Annotated in this window: 21 protein-coding genes; 10 read left to right on the top strand and 11 right to left on the bottom strand. The window is 67.4% G+C overall.

Annotation, left to right across the window (positions count from 1 at the left end; all coding sequences use genetic code 11):
- Positions 1–42 precede the first annotated feature (42 nt).
- On the bottom strand, positions 43–1,215 hold the full coding sequence (gene zapE / locus ACWPN8_RS05835; RefSeq protein ID WP_492240166.1) for a cell division protein ZapE: 1,173 nt from the start codon (positions 1,213–1,215) through the stop codon (positions 43–45).
- Between the two features lie 255 nt (positions 1,216–1,470).
- On the opposite strand from zapE, the gene ACWPN8_RS05830 reads away from it, so the two are divergent.
- Positions 1,471–3,645, top strand: coding sequence for an ATP-binding protein (locus tag ACWPN8_RS05830; protein ID WP_492240165.1), 2,175 nt, complete (start codon positions 1,471–1,473; stop codon positions 3,643–3,645).
- A 31-nt stretch (positions 3,646–3,676) separates the two neighbouring features.
- Here the strand turns inward: ACWPN8_RS05830 and pdxY are convergent, their stop codons facing one another.
- Positions 3,677–4,537, bottom strand: a complete 861-nt coding sequence (gene pdxY / locus ACWPN8_RS05825) for a pyridoxal kinase PdxY (RefSeq protein ID WP_492240164.1) — start codon at positions 4,535–4,537, stop codon at positions 3,677–3,679.
- 203 nt (positions 4,538–4,740) lie between these two features.
- On the opposite strand from pdxY, the gene ACWPN8_RS05820 reads away from it, so the two are divergent.
- Complete coding sequence (locus ACWPN8_RS05820; RefSeq protein WP_492240163.1) at positions 4,741–5,610, top strand: HpcH/HpaI aldolase/citrate lyase family protein; 870 nt, start codon at positions 4,741–4,743, stop codon at positions 5,608–5,610.
- A gap of 28 nt (positions 5,611–5,638) precedes the next feature.
- On the opposite strand, the gene ACWPN8_RS05815 is transcribed toward ACWPN8_RS05820, so the two are convergent.
- Together ACWPN8_RS05815 and ACWPN8_RS05810 are read right to left on the bottom strand one after the other, a co-directional pair.
- The gene (locus ACWPN8_RS05815) at positions 5,639–7,084 is read right to left on the bottom strand and encodes a hypothetical protein (protein ID WP_492240162.1); all 1,446 of its coding nucleotides are present in this window, start codon (positions 7,082–7,084) and stop codon (positions 5,639–5,641) included.
- 33 nt (positions 7,085–7,117) lie between these two features.
- Positions 7,118–7,513: a response regulator gene (locus ACWPN8_RS05810; protein ID WP_109450464.1), complete on the bottom strand. Its 396-nt coding sequence runs from the start codon at positions 7,511–7,513 to the stop codon at positions 7,118–7,120.
- Positions 7,514–8,041: 528 nt separating this feature from the next.
- Here ACWPN8_RS05810 and ACWPN8_RS05805 point away from each other — a divergent pair.
- Positions 8,042–8,332 carry a con-10 family general stress protein gene (locus tag ACWPN8_RS05805; RefSeq protein ID WP_109050568.1) on the top strand — a complete coding sequence of 97 codons (291 nt, stop codon included), beginning with the start codon at positions 8,042–8,044 and terminating at the stop codon, positions 8,330–8,332.
- Between the two features lie 105 nt (positions 8,333–8,437).
- Here ACWPN8_RS05805 and leuB read toward each other — a convergent pair whose 3' ends face one another.
- Together leuB and leuD are read right to left on the bottom strand one after the other, a co-directional pair.
- The gene (gene leuB / locus ACWPN8_RS05800) at positions 8,438–9,553 is read right to left on the bottom strand and encodes a 3-isopropylmalate dehydrogenase (RefSeq protein ID WP_109050567.1); all 1,116 of its coding nucleotides are present in this window, start codon (positions 9,551–9,553) and stop codon (positions 8,438–8,440) included.
- 72 nt (positions 9,554–9,625) lie between these two features.
- Positions 9,626–10,237 carry a 3-isopropylmalate dehydratase small subunit gene (gene leuD, locus ACWPN8_RS05795; protein WP_098740325.1) on the bottom strand — a complete coding sequence of 204 codons (612 nt, stop codon included), beginning with the start codon at positions 10,235–10,237 and terminating at the stop codon, positions 9,626–9,628.
- Between the two features lie 375 nt (positions 10,238–10,612).
- On the opposite strand from leuD, the gene ACWPN8_RS05790 reads away from it, so the two are divergent.
- The 7 genes from ACWPN8_RS05790 to ACWPN8_RS05760 all read left to right on the top strand — a co-directional run bounded on the left by ACWPN8_RS05790 (position 10,613) and on the right by ACWPN8_RS05760 (position 19,051).
- Positions 10,613–12,253 (top strand): hypothetical protein, encoded by a 1,641-nt coding sequence (locus ACWPN8_RS05790; protein WP_492240161.1) that lies wholly within the window; start codon positions 10,613–10,615, stop codon positions 12,251–12,253.
- An 86-nt stretch (positions 12,254–12,339) separates the two neighbouring features.
- A complete protein-coding gene (locus ACWPN8_RS05785) occupies positions 12,340–13,398 on the top strand; it encodes a glycosyltransferase family 2 protein (protein ID WP_109450471.1) in 1,059 nt (352 codons plus the stop codon).
- The gene (locus ACWPN8_RS05780; RefSeq protein WP_109450473.1) at positions 13,398–13,826 is read left to right on the top strand and encodes a GtrA family protein; all 429 of its coding nucleotides are present in this window, start codon (positions 13,398–13,400) and stop codon (positions 13,824–13,826) included. Before ACWPN8_RS05785 ends, ACWPN8_RS05780 begins: the two co-directional genes overlap by 1 nt.
- 92 nt (positions 13,827–13,918) lie before the next feature.
- Entirely contained in the window at positions 13,919–14,770 is an 852-nt protein-coding gene (gene dapF, locus ACWPN8_RS05775; RefSeq protein ID WP_109450476.1) for a diaminopimelate epimerase, read from the top strand.
- Positions 14,767–16,038, top strand: a complete 1,272-nt coding sequence (mtaB, locus tag ACWPN8_RS05770) for a tRNA (N(6)-L-threonylcarbamoyladenosine(37)-C(2))-methylthiotransferase MtaB (RefSeq protein ID WP_492240160.1) — start codon at positions 14,767–14,769, stop codon at positions 16,036–16,038. The genes dapF and mtaB overlap by 4 nt, the downstream gene beginning before the upstream one ends.
- Positions 16,039–16,060: 22 nt before the next feature.
- The gene (gene ftsY, locus ACWPN8_RS05765) at positions 16,061–17,422 is read left to right on the top strand and encodes a signal recognition particle-docking protein FtsY (RefSeq protein ID WP_492240159.1); all 1,362 of its coding nucleotides are present in this window, start codon (positions 16,061–16,063) and stop codon (positions 17,420–17,422) included.
- A gap of 120 nt (positions 17,423–17,542) precedes the next feature.
- Positions 17,543–19,051, top strand: a complete 1,509-nt coding sequence (locus tag ACWPN8_RS05760; RefSeq protein ID WP_109450480.1) for an AMP nucleosidase — start codon at positions 17,543–17,545, stop codon at positions 19,049–19,051.
- Positions 19,052–19,103: 52 nt separating this feature from the next.
- Here the strand turns inward: ACWPN8_RS05760 and ACWPN8_RS05755 are convergent, their stop codons facing one another.
- The 5 genes from ACWPN8_RS05755 to ACWPN8_RS05735 form a co-directional block, all read right to left on the bottom strand.
- The gene (locus ACWPN8_RS05755) at positions 19,104–19,727 is read right to left on the bottom strand and encodes an FMN-dependent NADH-azoreductase (protein WP_492240158.1); all 624 of its coding nucleotides are present in this window, start codon (positions 19,725–19,727) and stop codon (positions 19,104–19,106) included.
- Between the two features lie 141 nt (positions 19,728–19,868).
- On the bottom strand, positions 19,869–20,639 hold the full coding sequence (locus ACWPN8_RS05750; protein ID WP_109450484.1) for a class II glutamine amidotransferase: 771 nt from the start codon (positions 20,637–20,639) through the stop codon (positions 19,869–19,871).
- A 129-nt stretch (positions 20,640–20,768) separates the two neighbouring features.
- Positions 20,769–21,188 (bottom strand): ArsC/Spx/MgsR family protein, encoded by a 420-nt coding sequence (locus ACWPN8_RS05745; protein ID WP_492240157.1) that lies wholly within the window; start codon positions 21,186–21,188, stop codon positions 20,769–20,771.
- A gap of 2 nt (positions 21,189–21,190) precedes the next feature.
- Positions 21,191–22,084, bottom strand: coding sequence for an ADP-ribosyl-[dinitrogen reductase] hydrolase (gene draG, locus ACWPN8_RS05740; protein ID WP_492241373.1), 894 nt, complete (start codon positions 22,082–22,084; stop codon positions 21,191–21,193).
- Between the two features lie 106 nt (positions 22,085–22,190).
- Complete coding sequence (locus tag ACWPN8_RS05735) at positions 22,191–23,081, bottom strand: NAD(+)--dinitrogen-reductase ADP-D-ribosyltransferase (protein ID WP_492240156.1); 891 nt, start codon at positions 23,079–23,081, stop codon at positions 22,191–22,193.
- Between the last annotated feature and the right edge of the window lie 55 nt (positions 23,082–23,136).

Genomic DNA, 23,136 nt, shown 5'->3' with positions numbered 1-23,136 from the left:
AGGCGGCGAACCCCGGTCGAGAGAACCGATCCGGAGCAGCGATCAGGTCAAATGCTGCCGTTGCAGGTAGTCCTCGCTCTGCATCTCCATCAGGCGGCTGACCGTGCGCTCGAACTCGAAGGCGTGGGTGCCTTCGGGATAAAGGCGTTCCGGCGGGCCCTCGGCGGCGATGACGACGTTGACCTTGTGCTCGTACAGCGCATCGATCAGCGTCATGAAGCGCTTGGCCTCGTTGCGCAGTTCGTCCTTCATCGTGGGCACATGGTCGATCAGAACCGTGTGGAAATGGGTGGCGATCGCCAGATAGTCGGCCGCCCCCAGCGGCTTGCCGCACAAATCCCAGAAATCGACCCAGGCCACGCATTTGGCGGCACGCGCGATTTCCACCCGCCGTCCCTGCACCGTGAGGCTGCAAGGCTCGCCCGCCGCACCGCCGGTCAGGTCGGAAAAGGCTTTCGCAAGGGCAGCGTCCGAGGCCGTACCCAGCGGGTGATGGTAGATCGGCACGCCCTTCAGCCGGTCCAGCCGGTAGTCGGTCGGGCCGTCCAGCGACAGGATGTCCAGCTTCTCCTTCAGCAGGGCGATGAAGGGCAGGAACAGCTCGCGCTGGAGACCGTCCTTGTACAGCATGTCGGGCGGCCAGTTGGAGGTCGCGACCACCACCACGCCCAGATCGAACAGGTTGGTGAACAGGCGCCCCAAAATCATCGCGTCGACGATGTTGGTGACGTGGAACTCGTCGAAACAGAGCAGCCACGCCTCGTCGGCCAGCGCACGGGCCAGTTCGGGCAGCGCCTCGTCCGGGCCATCGTGCTTTCCCTTGCCCGACCGGCGATGGTCGTGGATGCGCTGGTGGATCTCCAGCATGAATTCGTGGAAATGGACGCGCCGCTTCTTGTCGACCGGGGCGGTCTCGTAGAACAGGTCCATCAGCATCGACTTGCCGCGGCCGACGCTGCCGTAGATGTACAGCCCCTGCGGTGCGGTGGAGGCGATATCCGGCGGCGGCGGCGCGGCACGGCGGCGGCCCAGACCGAAACGCTCCAGCCACCCTCCCCCTGCCGGCTTGTCGTCTCCGACGGGCTGCGGCTGATAGCCCTTCAACGCCTGATACAGGCTTTGGAACTTCTCCGCCGCCAGTTCCTGGTCGGGATCGGGGCGAAGAGTGCCGCTGCCGCGGCGGGCGCGGTAGAGCGAAAGCGGTCCGTCGGTCATGGGGATATGCGCGATCCGGCTGCCAAGATGGCTCCTTACCTAACGGATGGCGCCGGCTACGGCAACCGCCGACGGGAGGGAGAACAGGGCATGGCAGAGCGGCGTCCACGCTCAAAGCACGCGGCATGAACGGCGCGGCATCTGCGCGCAGTGCAAAGCCCCGCATTTCCGTCCGGTTACACTTTCTTTAAGGCGCTGGCGCGATTAAACAGGGGGGCCATCCGGCCGCAACCGCCACAGGAAATCACGACGCCGATGCCCGTTCCCGGGTCCGCCTCCCCGCCGCCACCCCGCTCCACCGCCGGTCTGGCGGGAGCGTTGCGTGGCCGGCTGGGATCGGTGCGCTTCCTGATGACCGCGTCCGGCCTCGCCTTCATCCTGGTGGTCAACACGCTGATCGGCTACGGCATCCTCCAGGGGCGTCGCGAGGCGCTGGACGCCGGTGAGCGCGCGACCCGCGATCTTGCCCGCATGCTGGAATCGCAGACGCTGCGGACGGCCTTCGCGGTGGACCAGCTGCTGCGCGACCTGTCCTTCGCGCTCGACATGCTTCCCGACGGCCCCCGCCGCGGCAGCACGGCGATCCACGACCATTTGCGCCAGCGGCGCGACACTTTCGCCGAACTGGCCGATCTGGTGGTGGTCGACGGCGACGGCTTCGCCCTGCATCATTCGGCCGAACTGCCGCTGCCGACGGTGCCGTTGTCCGACCGCTCCTATTTCACCGGGCCGCGTGACGGCGGCCGGGATCTGCATGTCAGCGCCGCCATCACCAGCCGGGTGCGGCCCGGCACGCAGATCATCCCGTTCAGCAGGCGCTGGCTGGATACCGACGGCGGCTTCCGCGGCGTGCTGGTCGCCATGGTCGATCCGACACGTCTGGCGGCGACGCTGGAATCGCGGGATATCGACCGCAAGGGCAGCGTGATCCTGGCGCTGGGGGATGGCACCATCCTGCTGGAGCGGCCGCAGGGGCCAGGTGGAAATCACGGCGGACCGGGCCGGCTGACCGACTGGCCGGCGGTGTGGACCGCGCTTGCCATCCATGACGAGACGACCATCCGCGATGCGGTCCCCGGACCCGGGGGCGACACCGACAGCTTGGTCAGCGTGCGGCGGGTGCAGGGCTATCCCTTCGTGATCGTCGCGACCCTGCCGGTGGCGGCGGCGCTGGCCGAATGGCGGCGCGACACGGCGGCCTGGACGTCCATCGGCATGGTGATGACCATCGCCATCGCCCTGCTGACCGCCTTCGTCGTCCGCCAGCATGCCCGGCGGGACGAGGATCAGGCCCGGCTGGCCCGCGCCTCCCGCCGGATCCGCGGCATCCTCGAGTCCATGCTGGATGCGGTGGTGACCTTCGACACCGCCGGGCGCATCGTCACCTTCAACCGCGCGGCGGAGATGATGTTCGCCGTGCCGGAGCGGGAGATGATCGGCCAGCCGATCGAGGCGCTGATCCCCGATGCGCGCGGCGGTGCCAACGACCGCGACCTGACCGCCCTGCGCCGTGACGGCCATGCCTTCCCGGTCGGCTTCACCGTCAGCGATCTGCGGCTGGGCGGCGGGACCGGTGCGGCGCGTCCGGACGAACCGCGGATCTATGTCGGCGTCATCCGCGACATGACTCGCCGCAAGCAGCAGGAGGCGGAACTGATCGCCTCCAAGACCCAGGCGGAGCTGGCGAACCGGGCGAAGAGCGAATTCCTGGCCAACATGAGCCATGAGCTGCGCACCCCGCTGAACGCCATCATCGGCTTCGCCGAGGTGCTGGACAGCGAGTTCTTCGGCACGGTCAACGAGCGGCAGAAGTCCTGCATCACCGACATCCATGACAGCGGCCGGCACCTGCTGGACATCGTCAACGCCGTGCTGGACATGTCGAAGCTGGAAGCCGGCCAGTTCGAGCTGTGCGAGGAGGCGGTGGAGGTGCATGAGGCGGTCGGCCAATGCCTGATGATGGTGCGCGACCGCGCCGCCTCCGGCGGGGTCGCCATCCACAACGAGGTGACGGCCGCCATCGCCACCCTGTGGGTCGACCGCCGTGCCTTCAAGCAGGTGATCCTGAACCTGCTGTCCAACGCGGTGAAATTCACGCCCGGCGGCGGCAGCATCACCATAACGGCCGGGATGGAGCAGGGTCGCGGCTTCGCACTGGCGGTTGCCGACACCGGGATCGGCATCCCGCCGGACTTCATGGCCGACCTGTTCCAGCCTTTCCGTCAGGCGGAGAACGCCGCCAACCGCCGGTACGAGGGCACCGGGCTGGGCCTGTCGATCTCGAAGAATTTCGTCGACCTGCATGGCGGCACGCTGACCTGCCGCAGCACGCCCGGTGCCGGCACCATGATGACGGTGCGGCTGCCGGCCGGGCGGGTGATCGAACAGCCCAGCCGCATCGGCAGCCACGATCCGGTTCCGGCGGCCTGAGGCGGTTTTGCGCAGGCGGCCTTCGGTCGCGTTATCGCAGACGCGTTGCGGAGAAGCGCCGGGACGGATCGACGAAATCGTCCTGCGCGGCGATCAGCTGAAGCTCGCGCGTGCCCATCCGCCGAGTCGTCTCGAAAATGGCGAAGATCGCCGACGCCGCCTTCTCCAGCGCATCGGCCGGATCGAAGGCGGTCAGGTAATGGGCGAGGAACAGGGCCGCCACCGCGTCGCCCGACCCGTTGGGCGGCGGGTCGAAGGTCAGGCGCGGTGTCGACACCAGCCAGGCGCCGTCGGCGCCGTCCACCAGCATCTCGATGCTGTCGGGATCGGCATCGCTGCGGGTCAGGCTGGTGACCAGGACCAGCCGTGGCCCGCGCGCCCGCAATGCCGCGGTGGCGGCCAGCGCGTCGTCCAGCGTCGCCACCTTGCGGTCGGTCAGATATTCCAGCTCGAACTGGTTCGGCGTCATCAGGTCGGCGGCGGGAACCGCATGGTCGCGGATGAACTCCGGAAGGCCGGGCCGCACGAAGAAACCGCGGCCGACGTCGCCCATCACCGGATCGCAACAGTAGATCGCCTTGGGATTGGCGGCCTTCACCCGCGCCGCCGTCTCGACGATGACCTGCCCCAACTCGACGGCGCCCATATAGCCGGACAGCACCGCATCCTGCGCCGGCAGCACGCCGCGGGCGGCGATGCCGTCGACGATGTCAGCGATGTGCTCCGCCGTGAAGACCTGCCCGGTCCAGGCGCCATAGCCGGTGTGGTTGGAGAACTGGACGGTGTTCACCGCCGTGGCGTCGATCCCCAGCCGCTGCAGCGGAAACACCGCGGCGCGGTTGCCGACATAGCCATAGGCGACGTGCGATTGGATGGTGAGGACGCTTTTCATGGCGGCAAGCGTAAGCGACGCTCCGCCGGGCGTAAAGCCGCCGACTCCGCGGTGACGGCGGGGTCGAGCATCATGGCTGCCATGCGCCGGACCATACGCCGGACGATGAGGGAACACGGCTGTGACGGCCTGGCCCATGGACAGGGGACCGGCGCCCGTCTAAAGCTGGCCCATTCCATCATCCGCAGTTCCGGGATACCGCCATGGCCACCACAGTCCGCCCCCGCCGCAGCGTGCTCTACATGCCGGGCTCGAACGCCCGCGCCCTGGAGAAAGGACGCAACCTGCCGGCGGACGGGCTGATCCTGGATTTGGAGGATGCGGTCGCTCCGGACGCCAAGGCGGCCGCACGCGACACCATCGCCGGCGCGCTGGCCGCCGGCGGCTATGGCGGGCGGGAACTGATCGTCCGGGTCAACGGGCTGAACACGCCCTGGGGCTATGACGATCTGCGCATGGCGGCGGCCAGCGGCGCCGATGCCGTGCTGCTGCCGAAGGTGGAGAGCGCCGATGCGGTGCGGCAGGCCGAGGCGGTGCTGCGTGCCGCCGGGGCGCCGGCCGGCCAGACCATCTGGTGCATGATGGAAACGCCGCTCGGCATCCTGAACGCCAAGGAGATCGCCGGCGCCTCTCCCGCCGTCGGCGGGCTTGTGCTCGGCACCTCAGACCTCGCCAAGGATCTGCACGCCGCCCACACGGCACAGCGGCTGCCAATGATCACCAGCCTGGGGCTGTGCCTGCTGGCGGCGCGGGCCTATGGGCTGGCGGTGCTGGACGGCGTGCATCTGGACCTGAACGACGACGACGGCTTCGCCGCCTCCTGCCGGCAGGGGCGCGACCTTGGCTTCGACGGCAAGACGCTGATCCACCCGAAGACGATTGCCGCCTGCAACGCCGCCTTCGCCCCCGACGAGGAAGAGATCGCCCAAGCCCACCGCATCATCGCCGCCCATGCGGAGGCGGCAGCCGCCGGCAAGGGCGTGGTGCTGGTCGATGGCAAGCTGGTGGAGAACCTGCATGTCGAGAACGCCCGCCGGCTGGTGACGCTGGCCGAGGCGATCGGCGCGCTCTGAGGCTGGCCGAACCGTCTGACGGACAGAATCACCCATCCTCTCCATCGCGGTACAGGTCGGGCCAGTCGAAGCGGGTCATCGAGCGCGGCCGGTCCTGCGGCGGGCCGATGCGGTTTCCGGCGACCAACCTGACCCCCGATGCCCGCGCCGCCACAACCATGCTGGTGGTCGACAGCCCGGCGACGCAGATCATCAGGCCGGCGCGGTCCGCCGCGGTGACGATGCCGTTCATCTCCTCCATCAGGCGGGCTTCGGCCGAGCGGTCCGCCGGCATCGCCACGGTGATCCCGCTCAGGCCGTTGCCTGAAAGTCCGGAAAGGCTCTGCGACTTGAACTCGATCCGCATGAAGGTCCAACGGCAATAGGGCCTGACCTCATGCAACAGCTCGTTGAGCCGCCCGGTCGGCACCCCAGGCGGAAAACGCAGCAGCTCGAAGATGAGAAAGCGGCGCAGATAGTCGGGGATCGACTGGCAGATCTCCAGGAAGGGCAGCCGGGTGCGGCGGGCCGCCAGCGTTTCGAAGCAGACAGGCACCGACATCATCAGCCGCGATCTGTTGCGGAACAGCCCGTTCAGGATTTCCACGGATTCGACCAGCGCATCCGCATCGAGCCGCAGGATCTCCATGGGATCCGTCAGGGAATTCAGCGCCGCCGCCCCTTCCAGGAAGGAACCGTCGGGAAAGATCCGTACCGGCGTGCCCATATAGGTCGAGATGACCAGCTTGCCGATGTCCCAGACCGGCCGGTAACGGATGCTGAACTGGCCGGCATCCTCGGGGGAAAGCTGCAGCTGGCGCAGAACAGGCCGAACCTTGCCGCCGTCGTCAGCGTGAAAGTTTGGGCCGGACATGGCCGGAGAACCCGCGGCGCCCGAACCATCGGCCGACCGGACGGCCGCGGGGTCCGGCCGCGGCCGCGCTTCCGCCAGCAGAACCTTGGCAAAAGCATGCTCGAACTGAATTTGCCCGTCCGCCACGCCGACGGCGGTCGAGACCCGCATGTCGGCTGACCGGTCGTCACCGAGAAAAAGCTGCAGAAGTTCCTGCGCGATCCTTGCACAGACCAGGTCAGCCGCATGCCGGTCGAGCGTCGCGAACACCAGAATGAAATCGTCGCTCGCGGTTTTGAAGCGGATGTCGTTGCGGGTGAGGCAACGGTCGATGATCGCGTCCGCGGCCGCCAGAACCCGCGGGCGCAGAGCAGGCCAACCGGGGCCCAGGCGATCCCGCATCATGCCGAGATCGAGCAGGTGAACCCGGCCAGTCGAAGCGACCGCCGGCTGCATCAGCAGCCGCCATAGCCGCTGTTCCAGGGCGCGCAGCTGCTCTGCGTTCTCCAGCGGCGATGCCGGTGACGGTTTGTCGGCACCGTCGGGGCGGCCGGCAGCGGTCGGCGGAGATCCGGCTGCCCCGGCCTGGCTAATAAACCACCGGCGCAGCAGACGCCGCATGGAGGCGATCGTCCGCAACACGATACCGCAACTCCTCTCGCCGCTCCCGGCGCGTCAGAGGGTGCGCGGCGTGGGACCACCGGATCCGCGGCCGCAGAAATCGACGATGAGATCGACGTGGCTGCGCTCGATCGGCTTCGCCAGCGCGTGATCGGCGCCCATTTGCCGGGCGACCGCCAGCAAGTCCATTGCCTTGCTGCGTCCGCCGCTGGAAATGGCGATGATCTTGACCGAAGGGGACGACCGCCGCATGCGCATGATGGTTTGGAGACCATCGGCGAACGGCATCACCAGATCGCAGATCACAAGGTCCGGCAGATTCGCCCGGAACAGGCGCATGGCCTCCTGGCCGTCCTCGGCCTCGACAACCTCCACCCCGGCTTTTTCGAGGAGGCGACGCAGCGTCAAACGCAGAGCGGGATCATCGTCAACCACAAGCACGGTTGGCATTTTCCCCTCCTGTCCACGTGAAGCCCATCCGGCATCAAATCCGTCGCCCCCATAATCAGGCCCCGATATCCATTGCCAATTTCTTAAAATAACCACCGATAATCCAAAAAATCCTGCATTTTCTTGGATTTTTCAAATAATTGCGTTAGGGAAACATTGATATTTCGGCACAAAAATACGCATCATCTACGCAAAAGAGCGGTTCATTCCCACAGAATTGCTTCCATAATTCAAAGTTATTTTTTCAATTCCAGGAAATAATTGCTTATGCTGTTTCTTGTTGTCGGCACCGCCTATGCCCGCATCATTTCGCCGCACATCATCTCAAACGCGATAAGTTTCTTGAATTGCCGTCCATGGATGAAAATGGAATGCTTCCGTGCAACTTTTCCGTAGACCGAACAGCAGGCTCCGGCAAACCGGTGCCCTCACTCCACAGGCCATAAGGACAGTTTTTATAAGTCGAAGTGGGAACCACCCTCTGGCCGATTGGTTGTCGAGTCAGCAAGGCACAGTCGGAGGTTGGTTATGGCCTCGAAAGAGAGCAATCGTACGTCGGGCCGCGGCTTCGCGTCGATGGACCCGGATCGGCAACGCCAGATCGCCAGCAAAGGCGGTGAAAGCGTACCGGCCGACAAACGCAGCTTTTCAAAGAATCCGGAACTCGCGGCGGAGGCGGGACGCAAGGGTGGGCGTAGCGTGCCCGCATCCTCGCGCAGCTTCTCCAAGAACCCGTCCCTGGCGGCCGAAGCCGGCCGCAAGGGTGGACAGGCAAGCCATGGCGGCCGTACGGCCGACCGGCCGGCCGGAGGCGATTGACCGGGGAGTTTGACGAGTTGGGTATCGTGCAGACGAAAAAGCCCCCGTCCTTGTGGACGGGGGCTTTTTCTTTCAGCGCAATCGGCAGTGCTGCCGGGTAACCGGTCAGGAGGCCACCTTGTCCAGTTCGCGCAGGATCGAGTCGCCCATCACGGTGGTGGAGCAGCGCGCCATGCCCGGGGCCATGATGTCGGACGTGCGCATGCCGCCGCCCAGCACGTTCTGGATGGCCCGCTCGATCAGCTTGGCATCCTCGTCCAGGTTGAACGAGTAGCGCAGGCACATCGCGAAGGACAGCAGCGTGGCGCAGGGGTTGGCCAGATCGCGGCCGGCGATGTCCGGGGCGGACCCGTGCACCGGCTCGTAGAGCGCCTTGCGGTTGCCGTTGGCATCCGGAGCACCGAGCGAGGCCGACGGAAGCATGCCGAGCGAGCCGGTCATCATCGCCGCCTCATCCGACAGGATGTCGCCGAACAGGTTGTCGGTGACGATCACGTCGAACTGCTTCGGGTTCTTCAGCAGCTGCATGGCGCCGTTGTCGGCGTACATGTGGCTCAGCTCGACGTCCTGGAACTCTTCCCCGTGCAGCCTGGTCACTTCCTGCCGCCACAGCAGGCCGGACTCCATGACGTTCGCCTTTTCCATCGAGCAGAGCTTGTTGCCGCGCTTGCGGGCCAGCTCGAACGCGACGCGGGCCACGCGGCGGATTTCCGACGTGGTGTAGACCTGGGTGTTGACGCCGCGGCGCTCGCCGTCGCCGATCTCGGTGATGCCGCGCGGCTCACCGAAATAGACGCCGCCGGTCAGCTCGCGGACGATCAGGATGTCCAGCCCGCGGATGACGTCGGCCTTCAGGGTCGAGGCGTCGACCAGCGCGTCGAACACCACCGCCGGGCGCAGATTGGCGAACAGGCCCAGTTCCTTGCGCAGGGTCAGCAGGCCGGCTTCCGGACGCTTGGTGTAGTCGGTCGGGTTGTCCCACTTCGGGCCGCCGACGGCGCCCAGCATCACCGCGTCCACCGCCAGCGCCTCGGCCAGGGTGGCGTCGGACAGCGGAACGCCATGGGCGTCGATGGCCGCGCCGCCGACCAGCCCTTCGGACACGTCGAAGGTGATCTTGCGCTTGCGGTCCATCCAGTCGATGACCCGGCGAACCTGGCGCATCACCTCCGGGCCGATACCGTCGCCGGGGAGGAACAGAAGCTTCTTATTGGCGGCCATGGCGGGCGCACTCCCAAATGTCAGACGTCAAGAAGACAGAAGTTGAAGAGGATCGGGGGAGGATGGAGGCGCTCAGCCCCACATCCACGGCTGGCCCGCGCGCTGCTTGCCCTCATACCCGTCGATATGGGCCGACTGCTGCAGGGTCAGGCCGATGTCGTCCAGGCCGTTCAGCAGGCAATGCTTGCGGAAGGGGTCCAGCTCGAAGGAGATGGTGCCGCCATCCGGGCCGGTGATGGTCTGCTTCTCAAGGTCGACCGTGATGACGGCGTTCGACCCGCGCGACGCGTCGTCGAGCAGCAGGTCGACCTGCTCCTTCGGCAACTTGATCGGCAGGATGCCGTTCTTGAAACAGTTGTTGTAGAAGATGTCGGCGAAGCTGGGGGCGATGATGCAGCGGATGCCGAAATCGGCCAGCGCCCACGGCGCATGCTCGCGCGACGAGCCGCAGCCGAAATTCTCGCCCGCCACCATGATGCTGGACTTGCGGTAGGCCGGCTTGTTCAGGACGAAGTCCGGGATCTCCTGCCCGTCCGGGGTGTAACGCATCTCGTCGAACAGATGCTTGCCAAGCCCCGTCCGCTTGATGGTCTTCAGGAACTGCTTCGGGATGATCATGTCGGTGTCGACGTTGATCATCGGCAGCGGCGCCGCAACGCCGGTGAGAACCGTGAACTTTTCCATCGCCAGAAATCCTGTCGCGCAAGAAAGCGCAAGCGTGCGCATGCAGAGCGTGGTGAATAGCAGACCGAACAAGCCATTGCCAGAGGAAGCTTGCCCTTTTCCCGGCACGCACTGAGCGAACAGGCATGCGCGAATGCACCGGCACGCATCATTGTTGCGCGTCAGGCAGCGTATCGGCGCGGTCAGGCCCGTTTGGGGATGCCGGAACGCAGCACCCGGATCGCAAGGGGGGTCGCTGGGCGGGAATAGGGTTGAGGCTCCTGCTGTTCATCGGGCGGCGGATGGGCGACCACCCCTTGCAGTGGAGGCCCCGCCCGCCTACCAAGTCGCCCAGCCAGTCGACATGCCCACCAGAACGAAGGCCCGCCCGATCCGATGCCGACACTTGACGACGACCGCAGCGCCCGCCTGATCGGCATCGCCTTCCTGCTGCTGGCACCGCCGGCCTACGGGCTGCTGACGCTGGCCTTCGGGATGGATGCCAACTGGGACCTGCGGAATTACCACTGGTACAACGGCTACGCGATGATGACCGGACGGATCGGGCGCGATCTGCTGGCTGCCCAGATGCCGACCTTCTACAGCCCGTTCCTGGACGTGCCCTTCTATTGGCTGGCGACCCATCTGCCGGCGCGGGCCGCCGGATTCCTGTGGGGAACGCTTCAGGGCATCAACCTGTCGCTGCTGTATCTGCTTGCATCCTTTTCACTCCGGAACGTTCCGGCCCTGAAACGGGCGCTGATCGCAATGGCGCTTGCGGTGATGGGCGGGCTGGGCGGCGGGACGCTGGGTCTGATCGGCACCACCTTCCAGGACAATGTGGTCAGCCTGGGCGTGCTGGGTGCTGCGGCGGCCATCGCCGGCAGCCTGCCCGGCATCCTCGACGGCCGGCCGCTGCCCAGCTTCGCGCGGGTCGCGGCGGCCGGGCTGCTGGCCGGGGCGGCGATGGGGCTGAAGAACCCGACGGTGATCTATGCGGTTGGGCTGTGCCTGGGCTTCCTGGCATTGCCGGCCCGGCCGTGGCGCCGGCTGTGGCTGGCCTTCTTCTTCGGCATCGGCGTGCTGGCCGGTCTGGCGCTGGGCGGCGGCGTCTGGATGGTGCATCTGTGGCACGATTACGGGAACCCGGTCTTCCCGCACATGAACCACATCTTCAAGTCACCCTTCGCCGCGCTGTCCGACTACGTCAATGTCAGCTTCTTCCCGCCCGGCCTGTGGCAGCGGCTGTTCTTCCCCTTCGTCTTCACCGTTTCCCCCCTGACGGTGGGCGAGGTGCCGTTCTTCGACCTGCGGGTTCTGGCGCTGTTCGTCCTGGTTCCGGCCGGAGTCGTCTGCGCAGTCGCCACGGGGATGTTGGGGAAGCGGAACGACTGGCTGACGGCGGTGCCGGCGACCCGGTTCCTGCTGGCGGCGATAACCGTCACCTACGCGTTGTGGGTGGTGATGTTCTGCATCTACCGCTATCTGGTGCCGTTGGAGATGCTGGCACCGCTGGCGCTGGTGATGGCGGTCGGGCTGCTGCCGCTGGCGCGCCGGCTGCGCATCGGGCTGGCGGTGGCGCTGCTGGCCGTGGTGCAGCTGACGGTGCAGCCCGCCGACTGGGGGCGCGTCGCCTGGCCAACGGGCACCGATGCCAAGTGGGTCGAGGCGGACGTCCCGGCCATCGCGGATCCGGACGACACCATGGTGCTGATGGCCGGCTATTGGGCCATTTCGCACGTCATCCCGTCCTTCCCGGCGCGGGTCACCTTCGTGCGCATCCAGTCCAATTTCCTGCAGCCGGATTCCGTCGGCAACGGCTACCTCGCCATCCTGAAGGACAAGGTGGCCTCCCACCGCGGCACCTTCCTGATGCTGAGCACGATTCCCGACACGCCCGGTGCCGCGAAAGCCGCGGAGCTGCTGGGCCTGCGGCTCGACCCGCAGCGCTGCCGGCCGATCCCCAACAATCTGGGGGAGACCCTGAACCTATGCGCCGTTGACCGCGAGGGCGGCAAAAGGGAGACAGTGGAATAATCGCGGCGTTTGTGCTGTTTATCGCCGCAGACAGCCCGATCTGCCGACAGCCCGACCTGTCCCGCCTCCAGCCAGAAGCCAGCGCCATGACCGTATCGACCCTCGGCCGCCCTGCCGACCGCCCCGCCCTCACCCCGGATGCCGGCGCCTCCGGAACGCCGTCGGCGGCCGCGGCTGTCGGCCCGGCTCCCACCATCGCGGTGCTGATCCCCTGCTACAACGAGGAAGCGGCGATCGGCAAGGTGGTGCAGGACTTCCGCGCGGCTTTGCCGGACGCCATCGTCTATGTCTACGACAACAACTCGAAGGACCGGACGGTGGAGGTCGCGCGCGCCGCGGGCGCCGTGGTCCGGAGCGAGCCGCTGCAGGGCAAGGGCAACGTCATGCGCCGCATGTTCGCCGACATCGAGGCGGACGTGTATGTGCTGGTCGACGGCGACGACACCTATCACGCCGCCAGCGCGCCGGAACTGGTCAAGCGCCTGTGGGACGAGCAGCTCGACATGGTCAACGGTGCGCGGGTGACGGAGATCGTCGCCGCCTATCGGCCCGGCCACCGCTTCGGCAACCTCGTGCTGACCGGCATGGTCGCCAAGATCTTCGGCAGCCGCATCGGCGACATGCTGTCGGGCTACCGGGTGTTCTCCCGCCGCTTCGTAAAGTCCTTCCCGGCGCTGGCCAGTGGTTTCGAGACCGAAACGGAGCTGACCGTCCATGCGCTGGAGCTGCGCATGCCGATCGCCGAGGTGAAGACCCCCTACAAGGACCGTCCGCCCGGGTCGCACAGCAAGCTGAACACCATCCGCGACGGCATCCGCATCCTGCGCGCCATCGTCATGCTGGTGAAGGAGGAGCGGCCCCTGCCCTTCTTCTCCGCCGCCTTCGGGCTGCTGGCCCTGCTGTCGGTGATCCTGGGCGTGCCGGTGATCGCGACATATTTCCAGACCGGGCTGGTTCCGCGCTTCCCCACCGCCCTGCTCGCCACCGGGCTGATGCTGCTGGCCTTCCTCAGCCTGACCTGCGGCCTGATCCTCGACACCGTCACCCATGGCCGCCGCGAGGCCAAGCGCATGAGCTACCTGTCGCTGCGCGCACCGGGCCACCATCGGCCGCTGGCGGCGGAGCGTGAGGACGGGCGCCGGTGATGGCATCGGTCGCGAGATTTCTGGACAGCCGGCTCGGCCGGCTGGGCGTGCAGTTCGCCAAGTTCGGCGCGGTCGGCATCATCGGGCTGGTGGTGGACACGGTCGTGCTATACGCCGGCCTGGCGCTGGGCCTCCAGTTCTTTGCCGCCCGCGTCCCGTCCTTCTTTGCGGCGGCGACGGCGACCTGGGCGCTGAACCGCGCCTTCACCTTCCGCGGTGCGGCGGACGAGCCGCTGCATCGCCAGTGGGCCAAGTTCATCGCCGCCAACGCCATCGGCGGTGTCGTGAATTACGGCGTCTCGGTCGGGCTGGAATCGAGCGTGCAGATGGTCGCCGAACACCCGTTCCTGGCAGTGGCCGCCGGGTCCATCGCCGGCATGTTCTTCAACTTCGCGGCGTCGAAGCATCTGGTGTTCAAGGGGGCGTAACGGGGGGGCTTAGGTAGCGGAAGGCGCCCGCGAATCTGCCTTGCGCGGCGCCTTATGGACTTATCCCTGCGGCTCGCCATATAACGGCGGCCATGACCCGCGAATTCCTGAAGATGCACGGCCTCGGCAACGACTTCGTCGTGATCGACGCCCGTTCCGAACCCTACCGCCCCTCGGGTGCGGAGGTGCGCGCCATCGCCGACCGCCGGCTGGGCGTCGGATGCGACCAGTTCATCGTTCTGGAGAAGACCGATGCGCCGGGCGTCGACGCCTTCATGCGCATCCGCAATGCCGACGGCAGCGAGGCCGCGGCCTGCGGCAACGCGTCGCGCTGCGTCGGCTGGCTGCTGATGGAGGAAAGCGGGCGCGACCGTGCCAGCTTCCAGACCGCCGCTGGTCTGCTACATGCAAGCCGTGCCGACAACGGCCGCATCACCGTCGACATGGGCGCCCCCCGCCTCGATTGGGCGGCGATTCCGCTGGCCTCCCCCAGCGACACGCTGCGGGTCGAGACGGTCGAGCATGGCGGTTTCGCCGCTCCGGTCGCGGTGAACATGGGCAACCCGCACGCCGTCTTCTTCGTCGACGATGCCGAGGCGGTGCCGCTGGACGAGGTCGGCCCGGTCTTCGAGAACCACCCGGCCTTCCCCGAGCGGGCCAACATCGAGTTCGCGCAGGTGCTGTCGCCCACCGCCATCCGCATGCGGGTGTGGGAGCGCGGCGCCGGCATCACCCAGGCCTGCGGGTCGGGGTCCTGCGCCACGCTGGTCGCCGCGGTGCGCCGCGGCCTGACCGACCGCAAGGCCGACATCATCCTGGACGGCGGCACCCTGACCATCGAGTGGACCGAGGACGACCGCGTCCTGATGACCGGCCCGGTGGCGCTCGCCTACAGCGGCCGGCTGTCGGCGGAGCTGGTTTCGCCTGAACTGGTTTCGGAATGAGCGACAGCACCGACAGCACGACGCAGGCCGGCCCCGAGATCGTCACCTTCGGCTGCCGCCTGAACACCTACGAGTCCGAGGTGATGCGCAACCATGTGCGCAGCGCCGGGCTGGACGACGTGGTGATCGTCAACACCTGCGCCGTGACGTCGGAAGCCGAACGGCAGGCGCGGCAGACCATCCGCAAGTTGCGCCGCGAGCGGCCGGACGCCCGCATCGTCGTCACCGGCTGCGCCGCGCAGATCGACCCGCAACGCTTCGCGGCGATGCCGGAGGTCGATCAGGTCCTGGGCAACCAGGAAAAGCTGCAGCCGGAAAGCTGGGGCCTGCCGCCGGCCGAGAAGGTGCTGGTCAACGACATCATGTCGGTCAAGGAGACCGCCGGTCACCTGATCGGTGGGTTCGAGGACCGTGCCCGCGCCTTCGTCCAGGTCCAGCAGGGCTGCGACCATCGCTGCACCTTCTGCATCATCCCCTATGGCCGTGGGCCCTCGCGCTCCGTCCCCATCGGCGGCATCGTCGAACAGGTCCAGGCGCTGGTGAAGGCCGGCTACAACGAGGTGGTGCTGTCCGGCGTCGACATCACCAGCTACGGCCCCGACCTGCCGGGCTCGCCGTCGCTGGGGCAGATGGTGCGCCGGCTGCTGGCGCTGGTGCCGGAACTGCCGCGGTTGCGCCTGTCCTCCATCGACTGCATCGAGATGGACGACGACCTCTGGCGCCTGATCGAGAACGAGCCGCGCCTGATGCCGCACCTGCACCTGTCGCTCCAGGCCGGTGACGACATGGTGCTGAAGCGGATGAAGCGCCGCCATGGCCGCGCCGATTCCATCGCCTTCTGCGAACGGGTGCGGTCGATCCGCCCCGACGTGGTGTTCGGCGCCGACTTCATCGCCGGTTTCCCGACGGAGACCGAGGAGATGTTCCAGAACACCATGCGGCTGGTGGAGGAGTGCGGCCTGACCTGGCTGCATGTCTTCCCCTACAGCCCGCGCCCCGGCACGCCGGCCGCCCGCATGCCGCAGGTCGACGGCGCCGTCCGCAAGGAGCGTGCCGCCCGTCTGCGCGCCGTCGGCGAGGCGGCGGAGGCCCGCACCCTGGCAGGCCTGGTCGGCCGCACCGCCACGGTGCTGGTGGAGAAGGACGATCTCGGCCGCACCGAGCATTTCGCCGCGATCCGCCTGGGCCGGACCTTCCCGCCCGGCTCGCTGGTGCCCGCCGCCATCACCGGTATCAAGGACGGCGTGCTGACCGGCACCCCGCTCTGACCCCTCTTATAGTGGACACTCCATGATTTTCCGCTGGTTCGGCCGCAAGAAGCCCGAAGAGACCGCACCCAAGGACGAGGCGGCAAAGGACGAATCGGTCACCCTGGAGTCGTCCACCCCCGCGCCGGAACCGGAGCCGGAAAAGGCGCCGGAGCCGCCTGCCGCCGCACCCGCGCCCAAGCCGGAAACCGAACCGGTGCCGGAACTGGCGCCGGCCCCGCCGGTTGCCGCGCCGCCTCCCACCTCGCCCGCTCCCGTCATGCAGGCGCCGGTCGCGCCGGCCCCGGCTCCTGCGCCGGTCGAGCCGCCGCCCGCCCCCGTTCAGGTTTCCCCTGCTCCGGTCAGCCCTGCCCCGGTTCCCCCTGCCCCGGTCCCGGAGCCGGACCCCGTTCCGGAACTGCCGCCGGCACCGGCTCCCACCCCGGCTCCGGTCGCCGCCGCCGAAGAGGCGCCGCCGACCAAGAAGGGCTGGTTCGCCAAGCTGAAGGAAGGGCTGTCCAAGTCCTCGTCCAAGCTGACCGACGGCATCACCAGCATCTTCACCAAGCGCAAGCTGGACGACGAGGCGCTGGAGGAGCTGGAGGAGCTGCTGATCACCGCCGACCTTGGCCCGGCCACCGCGGCGAAGGTGACGGCCGAGCTGGCGCGCACCCGCTTCGGCAAGGAGGTTTCGCCGGAGGAGGTCAAGACCACGCTGGCGGCCGAGGTGTCGAAAATCGTCACCCCGGTGGCCAAGCCGCTGGTGCTGGACCCGGCCTTGAAGCCGCATGTCATCCTGGTCGTCGGCGTCAACGGCACCGGCAAGACCACGACCATCGGCAAGCTCGCCCGCCAGTTCAAGGCGGAAGGCAAGACCGTGATGCTGGCCGCCGGCGACACCTTCCGCGCCGCCGCGGTCAGCCAGCTGAAGATCTGGGGCGAGCGCACCGGCTGCCCGGTCGTTGCCCGCGACACCGGGGCGGACGCCGCCGGCCTTGCCTATGACGCGCTGGAGCGGGCGAAGGCCGAAGGCGTCGACGTGCTGCTGGTCGACACCGCCGGCCGGCTGCAGAACAAGACCGGCCTGATGGAGGAACTGCGCAAGATCGTCCGCGTCATCAAGAAGCTGGACGAGACGGCGCCGCACACCACCCTGCTGACGCTGGACGCCACCACCGGCCAGAACGCACACAGCCAGGTCGAGATTTTCCGCGACATGGTCAACGTCAACGGCCTGATCCTGACCAAGCTGGACGGCTCCGCCCGCGGCGGCGTCCTGGTCTCGCTGGCCGAGAAGTTCAAGATTCCGGTCCACGCCATCGGAGTCGGCGAGGGCGTCTACGACCTGCGGCCGTTCGATGCCGATGCCTTCGCCAAGTCGCTGATGGGCTTGAGCGCCGACTGACCGGCGGGGGCCTCTCCGACGGGGCCCGAACGGCTCTCTATCGGCCTGAATGGGTAAGCACCGGGGGTTGGCCGAAATTCGGCCTTCCCAGCCGGTCGTTCGTACCCCATCTTTGACGGCATGACTGATAAAGCCCCGTTCCAGCCCGGTTCGGCCGGGCGCTTCACCGATGCCAAAGCAGCACTGGCCTGCGTGCGCGACATTTACGAGCGCAACACCGCCTACCTGCGCGACCGCTTTTCCGCCTACACGCAGGGCGATGAGGAAGGCGGGCGGAACCGGGCCTATTACCCCTATGTCCGGCTGACCGCCGTGTCGGGGGCCGGGGTCGATACCCGGCTGTCCTACGGCTTCGTCGAGGGGGTCGGCGTCCATTCCACCACGGTGACGCGGCCCGACCTGTTCGAGCGCTATCTGCTGGAACAGTTCACGCTTCTGCTGCGCAACCACGGCGTCCCGCTGGAGGTCGGCGTCAGCGAGGAGGCGATCCCGATCCACTTCGCCTTTCCCAACGGCATGTATGTGGAAGGCGACCTGCCGCCGGACCGGCTGACCAAGCTGCCGGACCTGTTCGACCTGCCCGATCTGGCGCGGATGGACGACACCATCGTCAACGGCACCTTCGACGGCGGGCCGGACGCGGTGAAGCCGCTGGCGCTGTTCACCGCTCCCCGGGTGGATTTCTCGCTGCACCGGCTGCGCCACTACACGGCGACGGGGCCGGAGCATTTCCAGAACTTCGTCCTGTTCACCAACTACCAGTTCTATGTCGACGAGTTCATCCGGCTGTCGCGCGAGATCATGGAGCCGACCGGCGACGCCGATCTGGCGGCCTACCGCGCGCAGTATGACAGCTTCGTCGAGCCGGGCGACATCGTCACCACCAACCAGAATCTGGGTGGTTTCGCCGATGCCCCGGCGGCCAGGCTGATGCGGATGCCGCAGATGCCGGCCTACCACCTGAAACGGCCGGACGGCAACGGCATCACGCTGGTGAACATCGGCGTCGGCCCGTCGAACGCCAAGACGATCACCGACCACATCGCGGTGCTGCGCCCGCATGCCTGGCTGATGCTGGGGCACTGTGCCGGGCTGCGGCATACCCAGCGGCTGGGCGATTACGTGCTGGCGCACGGCTATGTCCGCGAGGACCATGTGCTGGACGCCGACCTGCCGCTCTGGGTGCCGGTGCCGGCCCTGGCGGAGGTTCAACGCGCGCTGGAGACGGCGGTGGAGCGGGTGACCGGGCTGTCGGGCTTCGACCTGAAGAGCATCATGCGCACCGGCACGGTGGCGACCATCGACAACCGGAACTGGGAACTGCGCGACCACCGCGAGCCGCTGATGCGGTTCAGCCAGAGCCGCGCCATCGCGCTGGACATGGAAAGTGCCACGATCGCCGCCAACGGCTTCCGCTTCCGCGTGCCGTACGGGACGTTGCTGTGCGTGTCGGACAAGCCGATGCATGGGCAGCTGAAACTGCCGGGGATGGCCGACCGCTTCTATCGCGAGCGGGTCGACCAGCATCTGAAGATCGGCGTGCTGGCGATGGAACTGCTGCGCGAGCACGGCATGGAAACGCTGCACTCCCGCAAGCTGCGCAGCTTGGCGGAAGTGGCGTTCCAATAACGAATGGGGGCGGGTACGAGACCCGCCCCCATCTCGGTCTTGAACTCAGGCCTCAGGCAGCGGCCAGCAGGCTCTCGATTTCCTTGGTCGCGGCGGCCAGCGCCTTGTCCTTGGCTTCCTGACCCATGCTGACGCCCTCGGCGCGGATGAAGGTTACGTCGGTGATGCCGAAGAAGCCGAACACCGAGCGGAGATAGGCCTCCTGGTGGTCGAGGCCGGCCAGCGCCGGGTTGGTCGAATAGACGCCGCCACGGCCCGAGGCCACGATCACGCGCTTGCCGCCGGCCAGACCCTCGGGGCCCTTCTCGGTGTAGCGGAAGGTACAGCCGGCCTGGGCGAGGCGGTCGATCCAGGCCTTCAGCTGGGTCGGGACGGAGAAGTTGTACATCGGCGCGCCGACCACGACGACGTCGGCGGCCAGGAACTCGTCGAGCAGGACGTTGGTCAGGGCCAGCTCTTCGCGCTGACGCTCGCTCAGCCCATCGACAACGCCGAGCTTGAGGACCGGCAGCAGCTCGCCGTCGAGATGGGCCGGCGGGTTGGCGGCGACGTCGCGGGTAACGACGGTGGCGGCCGGGTCGGCCTTCACCAGGGCTTCGACGATGGAGGCGGTCAGCTGGCGGGTGACGGAGAAGGTGCCGAGCGGGCTGGAGTCGACATGCAGGATCGTGGTCATGACGGAAGGAGCCTCTTGGTTGTTGCGGCCGTCTTCTCCGGCCGGGTTCTGACGCCCAAGATGCCCCTATCTTTTCCAACGGTTAAGCCGGGTTCTGCGCGATAGATCGTCTCTGCCAAAGCAACAATCGGCCCGGCAGGATCAGCGCGTCACCAGCGCCCCGCTGCGGAAGACCGCCATCTGGCCCGGCTGCATCACCGTCCAGGCCTCGTCCCTGGTCAACGGCCGGGTGGCGATGACGGTGACGACGTCGTTGGGCGTCGTCTCCTGGGAGAAATCGACGCTCATGTCGGCATCGAGCAGGGTCGCGGCACCGAAGGGAGCCTTGCGGGTCAGCCAGGCGAGGTTGGTGGCGCAATGGCACCACAGATAGCGCCCGTCGCTGAGCAGCATGTTGAAAACGCCCAGCGTTCCCAGATCGGCGGCCAGATGGCGGATCAGCTTCATCAGCCCGGTGGTCGTCTTCGGCGGCTCCGGATACTGCATGCGGATCTGGTCGAGCAGCCAGCAGAAGGCATGCTCGCTGTCGGTGCTGCCGACCGGTTCGTAGAAGGTCAGGATGCGGTCCTTGATACCCTTCAACTGGCCGTTGTGGGCGAAGGTCCACATCCGCCCCCACAACTCGCGGGTGAAGGGGTGGGTGTTCTCCAGCGACACCCGGCCGCGGTTGGCACGGCGGATGTGCGAGATCACGGTGCAGGACTTGATCGAATAGCGGCTGACCAGCCGGGCGATCTCCGACTCCGCACTGGGGGCCGGATCGTGGAAGGTGCGGCATCCCTTCCCCTCATAGAAGGCGATGCCCCAGCCGTCACGGTGCGGCCCGGTCTGCCCGCCGCGGCGCATCAGGCCGGCGAAGCTGAAGCAGATGTCCGTGGGCACGTTGGCGCTCATGCCCAGCAGTTCGCACATGATGTCCTCGTCTGCCGCTTGTCGTCGCCCTAGGGAGCGACAAGCTACGACAGGCCGTGCGCAAGGTCACGCGCGGACATGGCCGGAAACGGCGTGCATGTCAGGCGATTGGCCTCACGGTTTTGGGCCTTACGGTTTTGAGCAGGGCGGCATGTCCGGCCGCAGGCACCCCTCCATCTTCCGTGCCGGGACACCGCCGCCCAACCCGATCCAGGCATCGACCCGGTCGATCTCGAACCCGCAGTCGCGGCGGTCGCCGACCTGCATCGGCGGACGGCGGATCAGCAGCGGACGCTCGACCATCGCGGCCAGCGCCCCGGCTTCGTCCATGCTCTCCGGCACCAGTTCGCCGTTCTTCACCGCAGGCGCGGCGCGGTTGAACCAGTCGGCGACCGGACGGTCGCCGAAGTAGGGGCGGAGCGTCTGGGGCGTCCAGGGCTCGCTCAGCAGGTCGCGGGCGACGACGCGGTGGCCGGCCTGCTCCAGCAGGGCCTTCTGCCGGGCATTGCCGCCGCAGCCGGGCTTCTCGAAAAAGATCACGTCGGCCATGGTCATGTCCCTCCGAACAGCGGCGCGCGGGCCAGCAGCGCGTCGGTTTGCTGACAGATCTCGTCATGGACCCCGCGGTCCAGCTTGCGCAGCCAGCGCGGCGGGATCGACTCCACGCCATAGGTGGCGCCGGCCAGCATGCCGGCGATGGCGCCGGTGGTGTCGGCGTCGCCGCCCTGGTTGACCGTCTCCACCACGCAGGATTCGACCGAATCGGTCTGGAAGTAATAGTGGAAGACGGTCTGCACCGTATCGACGATGAAGGCGGTCGACAGGCCGCGATAGGGTTCGAACTTGAACTGGCGATGCCTGGCGATCAGGGCGTTGGCCTCCTCCCGCGCGGCGACGATGCCGCCGCCCAGCACCAGCCGCCGCACCATCCGGCCGAGCGCGATCACCGCGGAATCGGACAGCTGGTTGCAGTGGGTGATGTGCGACTGCTCGACCGACCAGCGCTCGAAGGCGGCATCGTCGCCCAGCGTCGCCAGCGCCACCGGCAGGTTGCGCATCGCCGCACCGTTGCCGGCATGGTATTCAGACTCCGGCTCCTCCAGCGTGCCGTTCATGATGAAGCGGCGGATGCCGCGGCGTGTCGTGTCGCCGACATCGACCGGCACCGATTTCAGCCAGATGGCGAACTCCTCGGCGGCGCGGCGGGCCTCCCATTCCGGCCCGGACAGGATGGCGCGGCCGAGATGGAGCGACATCTCGGTGTCGTCCGTCACCTGTCCGGCCGCCAGCTTCAGCCAGCCGCCGCCCTTGATGTGCTTGTGGACGCCATACTGGTGGGCGATCTCGCCCTTGGTCAGGAACTCCACCGTCGCCCCCAGCGCGTCGCCGCAGGCGAGGCCAAGATAGGCGCCGAGCGCCCTGGAACGAATCTGGGGGGAGCGGATTTCAGGCGTCAGACTCGTCGGATCGGTCATGCCGTTGGGCACAGGGTCCGTCCCTTCCTGGTGCGTCCCGCAGACGGCAGGCAAGCCGCCGCCGGACGTGAGGTTGTCAGAGAAGCGACACACCCACGCGATAGTCCCCGCCGATCACCAGATATTCTCCTTCTCCCTGGAAAGGGTAGCGCGGCAGGATGTCGCGGAAGAAGACGATCTTGGGCAGCGGCACCCACGCATCGAGGATGTAGTCGCCGAACTGGCCGGCGATGTCGCGGTTGATGGAAAAGGAACACAGGTTGTTCAGCCGCAGCACCGCGGTGCGCTTGTCCGGCCGGGCAACGATGTGGTGTTCCTCGAAATCGTTGACGCCGCGGTAGAGCCGGATGTGCGAGGCCCAGTTGGGCATCGGCGCGTCGGGCCAGCCGCGGCGGATCGTCCACTGGCAGAACTCGTACAGAAGGTCGAGCTGCAGGTGGATGTTGTTGTTGTGGAAGCGGGTCGACTGCTTCTGTTCGCCATAGGCCGCCCAGGCGTCGGAGGCGAAGCGGCGGATCGGTTCGCCATGGAAGGTCGGCAGCAGGCCGAAACGGCTCTCCACCCAGCCCTTCAGAACCGCCCCTTCCGCCCGGTTGCTGTCGAACATCCAGCCTTTCAGCAGACGCAGGTAGCTGGCGCGGAAACGCCGCCTGCCATCCGGCCCTTCGGTTCCCGAGAAGTCGGGGTTCACCCCGAACACCGCCGCCATATGGCGCTGGAATATGTCGGAGGCGGTCGGCGCGTCGCGGCACTCGTCCAGCGCCTCGAACAGGGCGGCATGTTCGCTGCGGGTGGCGCCGATGCGCAGGCGCCGCGGTTCGTCATTGTAGGCTTCGCCGCACAGGGCGGCGGCCGGCACATTGACGAGGTTGGCGCGGTGGGCGCGCAACGCCAGCGGTGAATCGGGCGGCACGTCGGGCTCCTGCGTCCGGCCCATCCCATCGCTCGTCACCACCCCGTCCGCCACGCCGTTCCGCTCCGCCGCAATGCCATTACTTCTTATATGGATATTGCATAAGCCG

The organism is Azospirillum sp. UENF 112521 (genome assembly GCF_058780665.1).
Note: the sequence above shows the minus strand (reverse complement) of the source record. Positions and strands in the feature narration are given on the sequence as shown.